This window comes from Thermophagus sp. OGC60D27 (assembly GCF_052400625.1).
Classification (GTDB): domain Bacteria; phylum Bacteroidota; class Bacteroidia; order Bacteroidales; family Marinilabiliaceae; genus Thermophagus.
This window is the reverse complement of record NZ_JBQTGH010000005.1, coordinates 56,302-71,748: the sequence shown is the minus strand read 5'-3', so window position 1 is coordinate 71,748 and position 15,447 is coordinate 56,302. Positions and strand designations below refer to the sequence as shown.

General features: G+C 43.9%; 13 protein-coding genes. 7 read left to right on the top strand and 6 right to left on the bottom strand.

All coding sequences use genetic code 11. The features are described 5' to 3' along the window. The first annotated feature begins 155 nt into the window (after window positions 1–155). The 4 genes from ACT29H_RS07540 (at window position 156) to ACT29H_RS07525 (ending at window position 3,699) form a co-directional block, all read left to right on the top strand. Complete coding sequence (locus tag ACT29H_RS07540) at window positions 156–1,601, top strand: sodium:solute symporter (protein ID WP_444821006.1); 1,446 nt, start codon at window positions 156–158, stop codon at window positions 1,599–1,601. Window positions 1,602–1,796: 195 nt separating this feature from the next. Beyond that, entirely contained in the window at window positions 1,797–2,375 is a 579-nt protein-coding gene (locus ACT29H_RS07535) for a LemA family protein (protein WP_444821005.1), read from the top strand. Between the two features lie 11 nt (window positions 2,376–2,386). Further along, entirely contained in the window at window positions 2,387–2,821 is a 435-nt protein-coding gene (locus ACT29H_RS07530) for a TPM domain-containing protein (RefSeq protein ID WP_444821004.1), read from the top strand. 71 nt (window positions 2,822–2,892) lie between these two features. Then, window positions 2,893–3,699: a TPM domain-containing protein gene (locus tag ACT29H_RS07525; RefSeq protein WP_444821003.1), complete on the top strand. Its 807-nt coding sequence runs from the start codon at window positions 2,893–2,895 to the stop codon at window positions 3,697–3,699. Window positions 3,700–3,865: 166 nt separating this feature from the next. Here the strand turns inward: ACT29H_RS07525 and ACT29H_RS07520 are convergent, their stop codons facing one another. The 4 genes from ACT29H_RS07520 to ACT29H_RS07505 form a co-directional block, all read right to left on the bottom strand. Beyond that, the gene (locus ACT29H_RS07520; protein WP_444821002.1) at window positions 3,866–4,618 is read right to left on the bottom strand and encodes a zinc ribbon domain-containing protein; all 753 of its coding nucleotides are present in this window, start codon (window positions 4,616–4,618) and stop codon (window positions 3,866–3,868) included. A gap of 4 nt (window positions 4,619–4,622) precedes the next feature. Next, a complete protein-coding gene (locus tag ACT29H_RS07515) occupies window positions 4,623–5,720 on the bottom strand; it encodes a Nif3-like dinuclear metal center hexameric protein (protein WP_444821001.1) in 1,098 nt (365 codons plus the stop codon). 13 nt (window positions 5,721–5,733) lie between these two features. After that, window positions 5,734–6,069, bottom strand: coding sequence for a MerR family transcriptional regulator (locus ACT29H_RS07510; RefSeq protein ID WP_444821000.1), 336 nt, complete (start codon window positions 6,067–6,069; stop codon window positions 5,734–5,736). Between the two features lie 124 nt (window positions 6,070–6,193). Beyond that, window positions 6,194–7,165 carry a M23 family metallopeptidase gene (locus ACT29H_RS07505; RefSeq protein ID WP_444820999.1) on the bottom strand — a complete coding sequence of 324 codons (972 nt, stop codon included), beginning with the start codon at window positions 7,163–7,165 and terminating at the stop codon, window positions 6,194–6,196. Window positions 7,166–7,455: 290 nt separating this feature from the next. Here ACT29H_RS07505 and alaS point away from each other — a divergent pair, with 290 nt between their 5' ends. The 3 genes from alaS to ACT29H_RS07490 all read left to right on the top strand — a co-directional run bounded on the left by alaS (window position 7,456) and on the right by ACT29H_RS07490 (window position 12,552). Next, window positions 7,456–10,092, top strand: a complete 2,637-nt coding sequence (alaS, locus tag ACT29H_RS07500) for an alanine--tRNA ligase (RefSeq protein ID WP_444820998.1) — start codon at window positions 7,456–7,458, stop codon at window positions 10,090–10,092. 187 nt (window positions 10,093–10,279) lie between these two features. Further along, window positions 10,280–12,100 (top strand): AMP-dependent synthetase/ligase, encoded by a 1,821-nt coding sequence (locus ACT29H_RS07495; RefSeq protein WP_444820997.1) that lies wholly within the window; start codon window positions 10,280–10,282, stop codon window positions 12,098–12,100. Between the two features lie 77 nt (window positions 12,101–12,177). Next, window positions 12,178–12,552, top strand: a complete 375-nt coding sequence (locus tag ACT29H_RS07490) for a putative signal transducing protein (RefSeq protein WP_444820996.1) — start codon at window positions 12,178–12,180, stop codon at window positions 12,550–12,552. Between the two features lie 207 nt (window positions 12,553–12,759). On the opposite strand, the gene ACT29H_RS07485 is transcribed toward ACT29H_RS07490, so the two are convergent. Together ACT29H_RS07485 and ACT29H_RS07480 are read right to left on the bottom strand one after the other, a co-directional pair. Beyond that, a complete protein-coding gene (locus ACT29H_RS07485; RefSeq protein WP_444820995.1) occupies window positions 12,760–12,957 on the bottom strand; it encodes a hypothetical protein in 198 nt (65 codons plus the stop codon). 67 nt (window positions 12,958–13,024) lie between these two features. Beyond that, entirely contained in the window at window positions 13,025–15,337 is a 2,313-nt protein-coding gene (locus ACT29H_RS07480; protein ID WP_444820994.1) for a TonB-dependent receptor, read from the bottom strand. Window positions 15,338–15,447 lie beyond the last annotated feature (110 nt).

Here is a 15,447-nt window from a genome sequence, read left to right as displayed (position 1 = left end):
TGAAGAGTCGGTTCCTTCTCGAAGGGATTATTGTTCAAATGATGTGGTGGGTTACAAATTAAATTGTTTTTTTGTAGAGTCATAAATAAAACTGCCTCGGCCTCTTGAAATGGCTGTTGCTGCGAAACGCAATAATCAAAGATAACTATTGTGGTATGGATCCGTTATTAACCATCTCTCTTTTGGGTATTTATTTTGTGATACTTATTGCTATATCGGTCGTTACAGGTCGTCAATCCGATAATGAAAGCTTTTTTTTGGGGAATCGTCGATCTCCCTGGGTGGTGGTTGCCATTGGGATGGTAGGGGCTTCCTTGTCGGGTGTGACCTTTGTGTCGGTACCGGGCTATGTTACTTCGGTAGGGTTTACCTATATGCAAATGGTTGCCGGTTTCTTTGCAGGATATATTGTTATTGCTTATGTGCTCTTGCCTCTATATTACCGGATGCAATTAACTTCTATCTATTCCTATCTTGAAGAGCGTTTTGGGTTACGATCCTACCGGTCGGGGGCGGTGCTTTTTATGGCCAGCAAAATAGTTGGGGCCTCGGCCCGTCTCTATTTGATGGCCATTGTCTTGCAGATAGCACTTTTCGATGAGTTGGGTGTCTCCTTCGGGCTAACCGCTATGGGATTGGTCCTTTTAATATGGTTGTACACTTTTCGGGGAGGAATTAAAACCATAATTTGGACGGACGCATTGCAAACGATCCTTTTTTTGACGGCGGTAGTGGTTACAATCTATCATATAGGAGATCAAATGGGTGCCAATGTGGGAACCCTGATTCGGTATGTTCGTGACAGTGAGTTTTCTCAAGTTTTTGAATTTGAGGATTGGCGTTCATCTCAATATTTTTTCAAGCAGTTTTTGTCGGGGGTGTTTATTACCATTGTAATGACGGGATTGGATCAGGATATGATGCAAAAGAACCTTAGCTGCAGATCGCTGAAAGAGGCCAGAAAAAATATGTTGACCTATGGTTTTGCTTTTATCCCGGTCAATTTATTGTTTCTGTCATTGGGAGCTCTGTTGGTGCTTTTTATTCGTTTTAAGGGGATAGAGATGCCGGTACGTGCCGATGATATCTTTCCGGCCATTGCTACAGGGGGGTATCTCCCTGTTTCAGTGGGCGTATTTTTCTTTTTGGGATTAATGAGTGCTGCTATGTCGAGTGCCGATTCGGCACTTACATCTCTGACCACTTCTTTTACGGTGGATATTTTGAAGATAAGAAACTTTTATCCCTCCCAAGCCAAGAAGATCAGAATGATAATTCACCTAGGATTTGCGGTGATTCTGGGATTGGTAATAATGGTGTTTGGGGCATTGGGACAGGATAGTATCATCCACACTGTATACACCCTGGCAGGTTATACTTATGGCCCATTGTTGGGATTATTTGCTTTTGGCCTTTTCACCTCTCGAACCGTTAGAGATGGGGCAGTTCCTTGGATTGCAGTTCTTACTCCGGTACTGACCGGAATACTGGACTTTAATGCGCTGGATTGGTTTGGATTCAGCCTGGGATATGAAAAGTTAATGCTAAATGGTGGATTTGCCTTTCTGGGGCTTTGGCTGTTTTCTTCGAACAAGCAATGACAGGTTGGCATTTATGCCTTAATTGGCGTTTTTTTTGATATTAAGGGAATTGTCCATAAATTAGGAACAATCATTGTCTTATTAGAAGACAAGGTTGTAGAAAGAGTGAATTCATCTGGCCATCATGTAAAGTGGTGGTAGGATGGGTTGAAAAGTGAATGTAAATTATCATTTAAATTTATTGATTTGAGAATTATGCGCAATTTGAAATGGATTTTTTTGGCGGTTATTACTCTGCCATTACTTTCCGGTTGTGGTTACAACCGTATGGTCGAACTGGAAGAGGGTATTGATGCCCAGTGGTCGCAGGTGGAAAATGTTTATCAGCGGAGAGCTGATCTTATTCCCAATCTGGTTAATACCGTGAAAGGGTATGCCAGTCATGAACAAGAGACACTTCAGGCCGTAATAGAAGCCCGTTCCAAAGCGACCAGTATTAATCTATCGGCCGATCAACTTAATGAGCAGACTTTGCAGAATTTTCAAAAAGCACAGGACGGTTTGTCATCTGCTCTTTCCCGATTGATGGTGGTTATGGAAAGATATCCGGATTTAAAAGCCAATCAGAATTTTTTGGATTTGCAGGCACAGCTGGAAGGGACTGAAAACCGGATCGCCGTGGAACGAAGAAAATTTAACGAGGCTACCAGAGCCTATAATACCTATATCCGGAAATTTCCGAAAAATATAATTGCGGGGATGTTTAGCTTTGAGCCACGACCTTATTTTGAGTCGGATGAGGGAGCCAGTAAGGCGCCAGAAGTTCAGTTTTAAAACACAATTCTATGGCTGTTAATATATTCACGGAAGAACAGAAGCAAAAGATTATCAATGCCATTAAAGAGGCAGAATTGAATACTTCCGGCGAGATCCGTGTGCACATTGAAAGGGACTGCCCCGAAGATGTACTTGATCGAGCTGCTTTTATCTTTGAAAAACTGAAGATGCACAAGACCAAGTTGCGCAATGGTGTCCTTTTTTATTTGGCCGTAAAAGACCGGAAATTTGCCATATTGGGTGATGCGGGAATTAATGCCAAAGTGCCTGAAGATTTTTGGGACAAGACGAAAGAACTCATGGTTTCCCATTTTAAGAATGGAGAGTTGGCTCGAGGACTGGAGGAGGGGATAGGAATGGCCGGAGAGCAACTGAAAACCTATTTCGCCTGGAAAGAGGATGATGTGAATGAGCTGTCGGATGAGATATCTTTCGGGAAATGATTCCTGGCTTTTGGTATAAAAGAGTTTCCGGTGCTCAATGATTATTCACTGTTTAATTATCTGATTGATTCATGATACGATTATTTACATCTTTAATGGTTTTGCTTTTGATGGTTTCTTCAACCTCAGGACAGGATTTCCCGGAGCCCCCACAGCCTCCAAAACTGGTCAATGATTTTGCGGGGGTTATCGAAAGCGCGGCAGTAGTTGCATTAGAAAAGGAATTGGTGGCCTTTGCTCGTCAGACGAGTACGCAGATTGCGGTGGTGACCATTTCTGATTTGGGCGATTATGATGTGTCAGGATACGCTTTTGAACTGGCAGAAAAATGGGGAATTGGGCAAAAAGGGAAAGACAACGGCGTGCTCATACTGGTACAACCTAAAACTGCTGATAAACGTGGTCAGGCATTTATTGCCACCGGATATGGCTTGGAAGGTGTCGTACCCGATGCCGTTGCCAATCGAATAGTGGACAGGGAAATGATTCCGCGTTTTAAGCAGAATGACTATACAGGAGGAATCATTGCCGGCGTTTCCGTATTGATGGAACTTACCAGAGGTGAGTATACCGCCGAAGGATATATGAAAAAAACTGCTGGCTCCGGGAGTGTTTTAGGTGGTATGGGGATTATTATTATCTTTTTCCTTATTCTTTTAACCTCCTTGGGCCGTCAGCGAGCACGCCACAGTTCACTTGGTCATGATCTTCCCTTTTGGGTGTTACTGACAATGCTCGGGTCGGGGAGTCGAAATCATTCAGGCAGCTGGGGTAGTTTTTCTTCCGGATCAGGTCCATTCGGTGGTGGCTCGGGCGGTGGTTTTGGTGGTTTTGGTGGCGGTAGCTTTGGCGGTGGCGGTGCCGGCGGCAGTTGGTGACAATCGATCGGTTAAAAATATCTGTTTATTGTAATTTAAAGGTGGAAAGAGGGGTAACCATCGGACATAAAAAAACGGGTTTTAACAACCCGTTTAGTTCAAAAATATCTTAAGAAAACGGGTTACCCCCGTTACTACTACTCAATATTCAGCTCAAAAATCGCATTTATAGTTCGCTATCCACAAGAATTCGTCCACAATATTCGCAAACGATGATTTTTTTCCGTGATTGAATGTCCAGATGGCGTTGGGGAGGAATCTTATTGAAACATCCGCCGCAAGCATCTCTTTCAATAGTTACCACGGCCAGACCATTGCGGGCATTTTTACGAATTCGTTTGAATGCTGTAAGCAAACGCTCGTCAATCCCTTTCTCAATGTCTTTTGCCTTTTTCTTTAATTTATCTTCGTCATCTTTTGTGTCGCTGACAATATTGTCCAATTCTTTTCTTTTGTTTTCCAGATCCATTTTACGCTCTTCTATGAGCGATTCCGATTTGGTTAATGTTTCTTGTTTGGCCTTCATTTCGGTCTCAAACTCACGGATCCGTTTTTTGCAGAGTTCCTTTTCCAGATTTTGATATTCTATTTCCTTATTAAGGGATTCAAACTCTCTGTTGTTACGAACACCTGATTGTTGCGATTCATATTTTTTGATCAGTAAGTCGGCCTCTTTAATGCCGTTTTTCTTTTCCTGTATGGCGTTGTTCAGATTTTTAATCTCTGCATTCAGATTCTTGAGGCGGGTTTCGAGTCCTTCCACTTCATCTTCCAGATCCTGAACTTCCAAAGGTAATTCGCCGCGAAGAGTTTGAATTTTGTCAATCTCGCTCATTACCTTCTGAAGGTTAAACAGGGCGCGCAATTTTTCCTCTACGCTTTTCTCGCTGCTATTTTTCTTTGTCTCAGTTTTTGCCATGCTGCTAATAATATTTTACGGGATTGGTTGTAACGTTTGTCAAACGGACTGCAAAATTAGGGAATTTTTTTGTAAGTAATTCAAAAAAAACTTCTTTAGTCAATTGTTCGCTTTCGTAATGACCTATATCGGCGATAACAATTTTGTTGTCTGCTTCCTGAAACTGGTGATACTTAAAGTCTGAACTCACAAAAATATCGGCTCCATTTTGGATCGCCGTTTTTAAGAGGAAACTGCCCGATCCTCCGCATACGGCAATTTTTTTTACGGGATTGCCTATCAGTTCGGTATGTCGTATGCATTGTGCTCCGGTGACTTTCTTGATTTGTTGCAAGGCCTCTTCTTCCGAAAGGGGAGTCTGTAAGTCGCCAATGGCACCAAATCCCACCTTTGGCCATACGTTTGCCAAGGGGTAAAGATCGTAAGCGACTTCCTCGTATGGGTGGGTTTCGAGCAAAACCTTCAAAATTCTGTTCTTCAAATGTTTTGGAATGATTGTTTCGATGCGGACTTCCTTTTCGAAATGAATGGATCCTTTTTCTCCCACATAAGGATTTGTCCCTTCGCCGGCCCGGAAAGTGCCGACCCCCTCCAGGTTATAGCTGCAACAGTCGTAATTGCCGATCATGCCGGCGCCGGCGTCAAAGAGGGCAGAACGTACTTTTTCGGCATATTGGGTTGGGACAAAGGTCACCAGTTTAAGTAGTAAACCCGTACGAGGGGCTAATACCCGCAGGTTAGAGAGTCCCAGTCGTTGAGACAGTATGCCACTGACGCCGTTGTCAACACTGTCGATACTGGTGTGTGCCGAATATATGGCAATGTTCTGTTGAATGGCTTTTGCCAATATCCGTTCGGCAGCGGTACTGCCGGTCAATTTTTTGATGCCACTAAGCGTTACCGGATGATGTGAAACAATCAGGTTTTCCCCTTTCGAAATTGCATCTTCCAAAACTTCTTCCGTGACATCCAGTGTGATCAGAATGCCCCTAATTTCCATGTTCGGGTCGCCGGTTTGCAGCCCGGTGTTGTCATAATCCTCCTGGAAAGCGGGAGGGGCAAATTGTTCAATTTCTGAAATGATATGTTTTAGCAATACCATAGATGCAGGTAAACTATATATTCTCTTTAATTTCTAAAAGTGTTTTTCTAATTTCTTGAAGTCTTTTTACGACCTCAAAGTTGTTTTCTGTTCCTTCTTTGTTCTCTTTGAGTTTTTTTTGTGCCCCTTTTAGGGTCATTCCTCTTTCCTTAACCAAATGGTAGATCAGATGAAGGTTGTCAATGTCTTTTTGAGTAAATAACCGGTTCCCTTTTTTGTTTTTGTGGGGTTTGATGATGTCAAATTCCTTTTCCCAGAACCGAATCAGGGAAGTGTTGACGTTGAAGATTTTGGCTACTTCCCCAATAGAATAATAGAGTTTTTCAATTTTTGGCTCTTTGTAAGGCATTCTCTATGAATTTAGGTGCTATCGGAAAACAACAATTGCCGCCCGATGAATATCAGGCAGCAATTGCAATAATAATTCTTTTTTTTGTAGAGTACAAATATTTGTTTAGCCGATCGTTAGGTGGCTAATCAAATGTTTGATGACTATTACTGGCAATTTGAATCATCTTTTCAAACTGGTCAGGTGTGAGATCCTGGAAGTAGTAATGAGCCGGGTTTACGGGCCGTCCTTTAACCCTCACTTCATAATGAAGGTGAGGTCCGGTTGATTTCCCTGTATTGCCTACATAGCCAATGACATCACCTCGTTTAACTTTTTGGCCGACTTTGACATTGAACGCACTCATGTGTGCGTATAATGTGGTATATCCAAAGCCATGATCGACTTCAATATGGTTTCCATATCCGCCAAAAGATTTAATGACTCTTTTAACGACACCATCGCCTGTGACATAGACCTCTGTGCCTATGGGTGCCGAAAAGTCCATGCCATCGTGGAATTTTTTTACTTTATAAATTGGGTCTATTCTCCATCCATATCCGGAGGCGGTTCTTCTCAGGTCTTTATTGGAAACCGGTTGAATGGCAGGCGTACAACGTAACATTTCTTCTTTACGAAGAGTAAGATCGATAATCTCATCAAACGACTTGCTCTGAACGTAGAGCTGTTTCATGATGATATCCAGCTTCTTGGCTGTGTTGATGACGAGCTTGGCATTGTCCAAGTTTTCCAGATGCTTATATCGGTTCATTCCTCCAAAACCTGCACGGCGAATGGAATTAGGGATAGAATCGGCCTGATAGATGACTCGATAAATGTTTTCATCCCGATGTTGGATGTCGTTAAGAGCAACCTGGATTTGCTGAAGTTTCTTGTCCATTATCTCGTATTGAGATAGAAGACGAGAATTTTCTCTGGCAAGCCGTTTTTCCTTAGGACTGTCAAAAATATACGAGAACGCTAAAAAGTAAAAGAAACCTAAAATAGCAGATGAGAAGAAAAATTGAAGGAATCGCTTTAATTTGTATCGGATTCCTTGTTCTATTGGTTCATAAGTTAACGTTTCTGTATTGTAGCGGTACTTTACTTTTGACATAAGGTAATGTTTTGCTGTCCAAAAATAGAAAAAAATGTTTTCAATACCTATTTGTTAGATGTTTAACCTATTTTTGTGCCCGGAGAAAACAACTAACTGTATTATTACTGTTTTTGTTTGCCTTTTAATAAGGCCTTATTAAGGACAATGGTTAGGGGTATCTTTGTATTGTGGTATGTTTGAGAGCGATACCCTTGATCAGGTTCGTTGTACGAAGAGAAGCTTAAAAAGGTTTAACTTTTTTGAAGAAAGTGACTATTGTTGGAATTATCAATTAGAGAAATACATATATGATAGCTAAAGAGGTTCGACAAAGATTTTTTGACTTTTTCAGTGCCAACCAGCATGTTATTGTTTCCTCAGCCCCAATGGTTGTAAAGAATGATCCTACTCTCATGTTTACCAATGCGGGGATGAATCAGTTTAAGGATATTTTTCTTGGAAACCGAAAGCCGGATCATCTCCGGGTTGCCAATGCACAAAAGTGTTTGAGGGTGTCGGGAAAACATAATGATCTGGAAGAGGTTGGACATGATACCTATCATCATACCATGTTTGAAATGTTGGGCAATTGGTCGTTTGGTGACTACTTTAAGGAAACAGCCATTGACCTGGCCTGGAAATTTCTTACAGAGGAATTGGCTATTGATAAAAGCAGACTTTACGCTACCGTTTTTGAAGGCGATAAGGCCGATGGTCTATCCCGCGATGAAGAGGCGGCTTCGGCCTGGGAAAAACACTTGCCCGCTGATCATATTTTAAATGGCAACAAAAAGGATAATTTCTGGGAAATGGGAGATACAGGCCCGTGCGGTCCCTGCTCCGAAATTCATATCGACCTCAGAGATGACTTTCAAAGAAAGAGCAAACCGGGCCATGCATTGGTGAATAAAGATCATCCGGAAGTGATTGAAATTTGGAACCTGGTCTTTATCCAATATAATCGAAAAGCTGATGGAGAGCTTGTTTCACTTCCCCAAAAGCACATCGATACCGGTATGGGCTTTGAACGTTTGTGCCGTGTTCTTCAGGGGAAGACCTCCAACTATGATACCGATATATTTCAGCCCATCATCCGGCAAATCGCTGCATTAACCGGCATTCAATATGGTGCTGGTAATGATTCAGATATTGCCATGCGCGTCATCGCCGACCATATTCGTACCATTGCTTTTTCCATTGCCGATGGTCAGCTTCCCTCTAACAACAAAGCGGGATATGTCATTCGTCGGATTCTTCGTCGGGCAGTACGGTACGGGTATACCTTCCTGAATATGAATCGACCTTTTCTGAGTGGTTTGTTGCCTGTGTTAATAGATACAATGGGTAATGCATATCCCGAACTGAAGAAATGCCAACAGTTGATTGATAAAGTTATATATGAAGAGGAAGAGTCTTTTCTGAAAACATTGGAAACAGGAATCACCCTGCTGAACCGAATTATTGAAAACACCCTTTCGAATAATTACAAAGTGGTGAGCGGAAAGGTGGCTTTTGAGCTTTATGATACTTACGGCTTTCCCCTTGATCTTACCGAGCTGATTCTTGGAGAAAAAGGACTGGTGGTCAATCGACAGGAATTTGAAAAGGAGATGAATGCTCAAAAAGAGCGAGCTCGCAATGCGGCCTCCGTTGAAACGGGCGACTGGATCATCCTCAGAGATGACGATCAAGAAGAGTTTGTAGGGTACGATTATTTTGAAACGGATGTCTATCTCACACGCTATCGTCAGATTAAGGTCAAAAACAAAACGCAATATCAGCTGGTATTTAATATCACACCATTTTATGCCGAAAGCGGAGGACAAGTGGGTGATTCCGGATTCATCAAAAATGAGAAAGAGAACATTGCCATCGTTGATACTAAGAAGGAGAATGATCTTATCATTCATCTTGCGAATCAGTTACCTGCTGATTTGGAAAACACCTTCCATGCAGTTGTGGATATTCATAAACGGCGCAGCACCGCACGTAACCACACCGCCACGCACTTGTTGCATAAGGCCTTGAGAAAGGTGCTGGGAACTCATGTCGAACAGAGAGGTTCGCTGGTACATCCCGATTATCTGAGGTTCGATTTTTCCCACTTCCAAAAGGTTACTCCTGAAGAGCTCCGGGAAATTGAAAAGCTGGTGAATGTTGATATCCGAGCTAATATTACCAGGGAAGAGCACCGAGAAATGCCAATAGATAAAGCTCGGGAAATGGGAGCTATGGCATTGTTTGGTGAAAAATACGGGGATGTGGTGCGCACCATAGGCTTCGGCGATTCGGTAGAATTGTGCGGTGGCACTCATGTGGATGCCACCGGGGAAATAGGCTTTTTCCGAATTGTTGGTGAAAGTGCCGTGTCGGCCGGCGTCCGTCGGATTGAAGCCGTTACCGGTGAAAAAGCTGAAGATCTTTCATATGTTCAGTCTGACCTTATTAATGAATTAGGCACCCTGGTTAAGAGTAAAGGACAGCTACGTAAACAAGTTGAAAACCTGATACAACAGAATTCTCAGTTGTCCAAACAAGTGGATGCTATGATGCAGAGTTTCCTGAAGATTGAAAAACAGGGTATCATCGATGCAGCACGGGAGGTGAATGGGGTCAAAGTGATAACCACCATTGTTAAGCCGCAGCTGGGGGGCAACCTTAAAGATCTGGCCTTCCAGTTGAGGAATGAGCTGAACGGAGATATGGTGGCAGTATTGGGTGCCGAAGTGAAAGGAAAACCACAGATTGCCGTTATTCTCTCCGATACATTAGTGGAATCAGGTCAGTTGAATGCCACCAAACTGGTGCGTGAGGTGGCCGTTGAAATTCAGGGTGGCGGAGGCGGACAACCCTTCTTTGCCAGTGCCGGAGGGAAAAATCCCGATGGGCTTGCTGCTGCCGTGGATAAAGCCGGACAAATCATTCAAGAAAAATTGGAAGCCTGAAACGTTCCCATTTAATCAATTTGTTGGGTTGGTGATATTCAACAAATCTCACCAACCCAATGGGAATTGGCTTAAATCACCTGCTTTACTGCTGACCCGGAACAGGCAGAAAATATCGACGCTTCTGCCATCAGCCTTCGCCCTGTCCACTTTTTATTGATGTGGAATTTAAACCGACGAAATGAACATGAGGATAACCAGAACCTTTGATTTATTGGAGAATTTCAGGCAAAATTACAATAAGACTGATATTCTGGCAGCCAAACGAGATGGTACCTGGATAAAGTTCAGTGCCGAAGATTATATCCATAATGCAAAAAACTTTGCGTATGGGCTCTTGGCATTGGGATTTAAAAAAGGCGACAAAATAGCCACCATTTCCAACAATCGTCCCGAATGGAATTTTGTGGATATGGGAATGGCCATGGCAGGGGTGGTGCATGTTCCTGTATACCCCACCCTCGGAGAGGAGGATTTTAAACACATTCTCTCGCATTCCGATGCCAAAATGCTGATTGTGGCTGATTTGCCTACCTATCGCAGATTAGAACCCATCGTCCGTAAAATAACTAAACTTAAGTGGATTTATACCTTTAATTACTATGAAGGCATTCCCCATTGGTCTGAGATTACTAGGGATGGGTCGGAAAATAAAGTGAAATATCGCGATAAGCTTACCGCAATTTCTGACTCCATTCAACCCGAAGATCTGCTAACCATCATTTATACTTCTGGAACGACCGGTCTGCCCAAAGGGGTGATGCTTTCGCACCAAAATATTCTGAGTAATGTGGAAGGGGTTTTCAACCTCTACCCATTGGGGCCCGACGACCGTATATTAAGTTTTTTGCCCCTTTGCCATGTCTATGAACGCATGGTGAACTATCTTTTTCAGTGGAAGGGGTGTAGTATCTATTATGCGGAAAATCTAGGAACCATTGCCATAAACCTGGCCGAAGTGAAGGCCTCAGCCTTTGTCACCGTTCCACGCGTAATTGAACGAATCTATGACCGCATTGTATCCAAAGGAGAAGGATTGAGAGGTCTAAAACGGCTGATCTTTTTTATGTCGCTTCGTTTGGGCGAGCGCTACCGGATCAACGGGAAACATGGTCCCTGGTATGGTCTTCGATTGTGGGCCGCCCGGAAGCTGGTCTTTTCCAAATGGCAACAAGCTTTTGGGGGAAAGCTGAAATTCGTCATTTCGGGCGGTGCCGCCCTGCAACCACGACTGAGTCGTCTCTTCTTTGCCGCAGGTATTCCTCTTATGGAGGGATATGGCATGACTGAGACCTCCCCCGTTATTGCGGCCAACCACCTGAGTGAACCCAACAGTTTGCTGATTGGAACGGTCGGTCCCGTACTCAAGAACATTCAGGTGAAGATTGACGAAGACGGTGAAATCCTGGTTAAAGGTCCCAGCGTGATGATGGGATATTACAAGGATAAGAAGAACACTTCGGAGGTGTTGGAAAAAAATGGATGGCTACATACCGGTGATATCGGCACCTTCGAAAAAGGTAAATTCCTTAAAATTACAGATCGTAAAAAGGAAATGTTTAAAACCTCCAGTGGAAAGTATATTGCGCCCCAGGCCATTGAGAATATTCTGAAAGAATCGTTCTTCATCGAGCAGGCGATGGTGGTGGGCGAAAATGAAAAGTTTGCCAGTGCTTTGGTATCACCCAACTTTGAATATCTCCATGTGTGGGCCAACGATCATCATATTCATTTTCGCGACAATCAGGAACTAATAAATCATCCCAAAGTGTTGAAACTCTATAACAAAGAAGTGGAGCAGTATAACAAGCAACTGGGACGTACCGAGCAGATTAAACGATTTCGTCTGGTGCATGAAGAATGGTCTCCTAACACCGGGGAGTTGTCGCCAACACTTAAGCTGCGACGTCGCGTAATCTATAACAAATATGCCAACCTGCTGAGGGAGATTTATAATTATGCTCCCGGCGAAGAGAACCGAGGCTCCATTAAATTTAATGATCTTTGATCTTCGTATTCTCTGGCTTATTGTGTATGTGGTGATTTTAAGGTATCTTAGGGGTAAAACAGATTAACTTTTGAGTTATGGAAGATCAACTGGTAACCATTGCCACTTTTAGTTTTGCTCCTCAAATGGGGTTGGTGCGCAGCAAGCTGGAGTCGGAAGGCATCGAATGCTTTGTTAAGGACGAACTGGTTTCGCAAACTTATATCTATAATGCTGTGGGGGGGATAAAGCTTCAGGTGAAGGCAAGTGATGCTCAACGTGCCACCGCCATTGTTGAAGAGATGGGGGTTTTTGATGCCCCCGACCCCAAGCCGTCGCGGATGATTGTGTTCGATAGGGTTACCCGTCGCCTTCCGTTGCTGGGTAGTCTTGACCTGGGACTCCGTTTTTTTGCATTTCTGGTACTGCTGGCCGTGATCTTTGTGCTCGTTTATATTTTGTTGATATTATAATCTTCCCGGTTGGCAGGTATTGCCTTTTTTGTTTGAATTCTCCGTTAAGGTCACAGTTTGGGGCTGAGTCCCCATTAAACCCGAAAAATACATTAGAAAATCTATTACGAATTAAAATTGCTGCCAATCAAGTCGCAAGCTAACTTGTTTCCATTCACCATAGCGGTGCTATGCCTCATTTCAACAAGTTCTTGATTGATTGCACTTTTAATTCTCACGACGAAATTCTAATGCATTATTCGGGTTTAATGAATACTTCTTTTCCTCCTCAAGGTGAAAGTGCTTCCCCCGATAATGGGAAAGCATTTCCCCCGATAATGGGAAGGCGTTTCCCCCGGTAATGGGAAAGCGTTTCCCTCGGTAATGGGAAAGCGTTTCCCCCGGTAATGGGAAACGCTTTCCCATAGTAATGTGTTGTTGTTCATATTTTATCGACTGTTGTGGTATCCGGTTCCGGTTTTACCGTGCATTGTCAGAACTCCACTCTGTAAGTAAAGTAAGGATAAACCATGGTAATGCCATGCTCTATCACCTTTTGTTTTTCAAAGTCATAGGCCCAACCGAACATTTCGCTTTGCATCAGTGCATTTTTGCATTGGAGAGAAAAAACGTGGGCTTTTCCTTCACGATTGATCCGATAGCGAAAGGCAATATCCACAAAAAGCTTGTTGTTTTCCTGCCATTCAAAGGCTTTCGATTCATCCAATATTACCATCTCATGAAGTCTTGAGGCTTCCTGATCGGGAGGGGTGAACCGGTTGCCACCCATCCAGGATATCTTCCCGTTTATCCCCACAATGTTGTTTTTTCGAAGAGTCCATTCGCGGCCTCCAAGCAGGTTGAATACAAACCGTCGATTGAATGAAGTGTTTCGTTCGATGCCGTCGGCCCCTCGGTATTTGGAATCGAAGAGGGTGCCGGTAAACATATAGTAAAATCCTCCTTTCATGTATCGTTCCAGAGTAATGTCTACGCCGCGGTTGGTTCCGGTCCCTTTATTAATCAGCGGTTTCTGGAAATACATGTCCCAAGAGTAGTTGATTAGCGATTGTGATGTGCCATCCACTACCGGGACATCGAATAGGGATTGATAATAGGGTTCTATTTTAAGTTTCAGATTATCGCGAATAAGGTAATCGAAGGAGAAGACATAGTGTTCGGCTTTGGTGACCTTAAGGTTGGGGTTAAGGGCTTCACCTTGCTCGTTTTGGGTCTGATAGAACCGGAGAGGTTCCAGCCGGCTGTGTTTACCGTAGGCCATCTGAAACGACATTTTTGATGAGAGATTCCACGAAAGGGCCATTCTTGGTTCTACAATCCATTCTTGGTTCATGGCAAACAACGAAACGTTTATACCGGGCATGAGGGTGAAGTCAGGAGCCAGGCGCCATTTTATCTGAGAGAAGGCTCTGGCATAAGTTGTCTGGTCGCTCTGGTTGCTCAGCAATGTGAGTGACTCTTCTGTTTCAGGGTCGGTATTTCCTTTTATATTCAGGTTGTATTGCAGGGAAGTCACATTTATGCCTGTTTTACCTGTCAGGCGATTGCTTATTCTGCTGTTTAGTGCGGTGTTAATAACCATGCATGTGTTGCTTTCACGATGATCTGCCAAGGGAATTTTGGTGCCATTACGCTGCAGTCGGTCACTTTTCATTTTAAATTGATCGTAGGTAGCCGCAACCGATGATTTTAAATACCCCTTATGTTTCAGGCTTATCTGATGAGAGATACCGACAGCGCCGACATCCGATCCGGTGTCATATTGGTTGTTGTCGAACGTATTGGTCCATTTCTGAGGCTCTTCTTCGGGGACAAAGGATACATTGCTAAGTCCTCCGACGCCCCATATCGAGAAAGTTCCTGTTTTGGGGGTAGGCAGAAAAAACTTAAAGCTCAGATCCTGGTAGGCGGGTAGGCCAAAATCTTCGGCGATCAGTTGCCCCACCAGCCCCATGGTGGAATATCTGTAATTGAAAAGATAGGAGGATGTATGCCGGGAATTAAGGGGGCCTTCCGAACTGATATCGATGCCCTGTGACCCAATTTGGAAGGAGGATTCCCGCCGGGTATTGTTGCCGTTGCGAAAGTTAATATCGAAGGCCCCGGAGAGGGCGTTTCCGTAGTCGGCAGGGAAAGCACCGGTTAGGAAGTCGGAATTGTCCAGCATATTGGCACTAAATACGGTTTCGATGCCACCCCCGTTGTTAACGCCGTTCAGATGATTGGGTGCCGGTATTTCCACCCCTTCCACCCGCCACAGAATACCTTTGGGGGCGTTGCCACGAACAACGATGGCATTGTCGTTAACCCCTTCGGCCATGGTAACCCCTGCAAAGGAACCGGCCAATCGTGAAGGGTCGTTCCATCCCCCTGCATATCGAGATGCTTCTTCGATGGAGAAGGAACGCGCCGATACGGTGGCCATACTGTTTTGGGGTTTATCTTTTCGAAATGAGGGTTTCACGACCACTTCATTGAGTTGTCTGAATTTCTCTTTTAACGCTACATTGATGACCACCTCTTTGGCCGAGCCAACGCTTATTTCACGGAAGAGGGCCGGCTCATAGCCCACAAAACTAAACTGCAGGGAATAGCGGCCAATCGGAACATTCGGCAGAATATAATAGCCTTCGGAATCGGTGGTGGTCCCGATGAGGGGGTTGGAATCGGGAATGATCACATTAACCCCCGGCAATGGGAGGTGCGTGTCGCGGTCCATAACGCGCCCTTTTATGTTTTGTGCCGGTTGTTGTCCAACACTCCAAAAAGGGATTAAGAATAACATCAGAAGAGAAATTGTTCTTGCAACCATAGTGTGTCGATCTGTTTAGTTTTGGGGGCAAGATTACTCTTCTTTTGCCGTGTGGCCGTTCGGTTTTATAAATTGGAACCTCT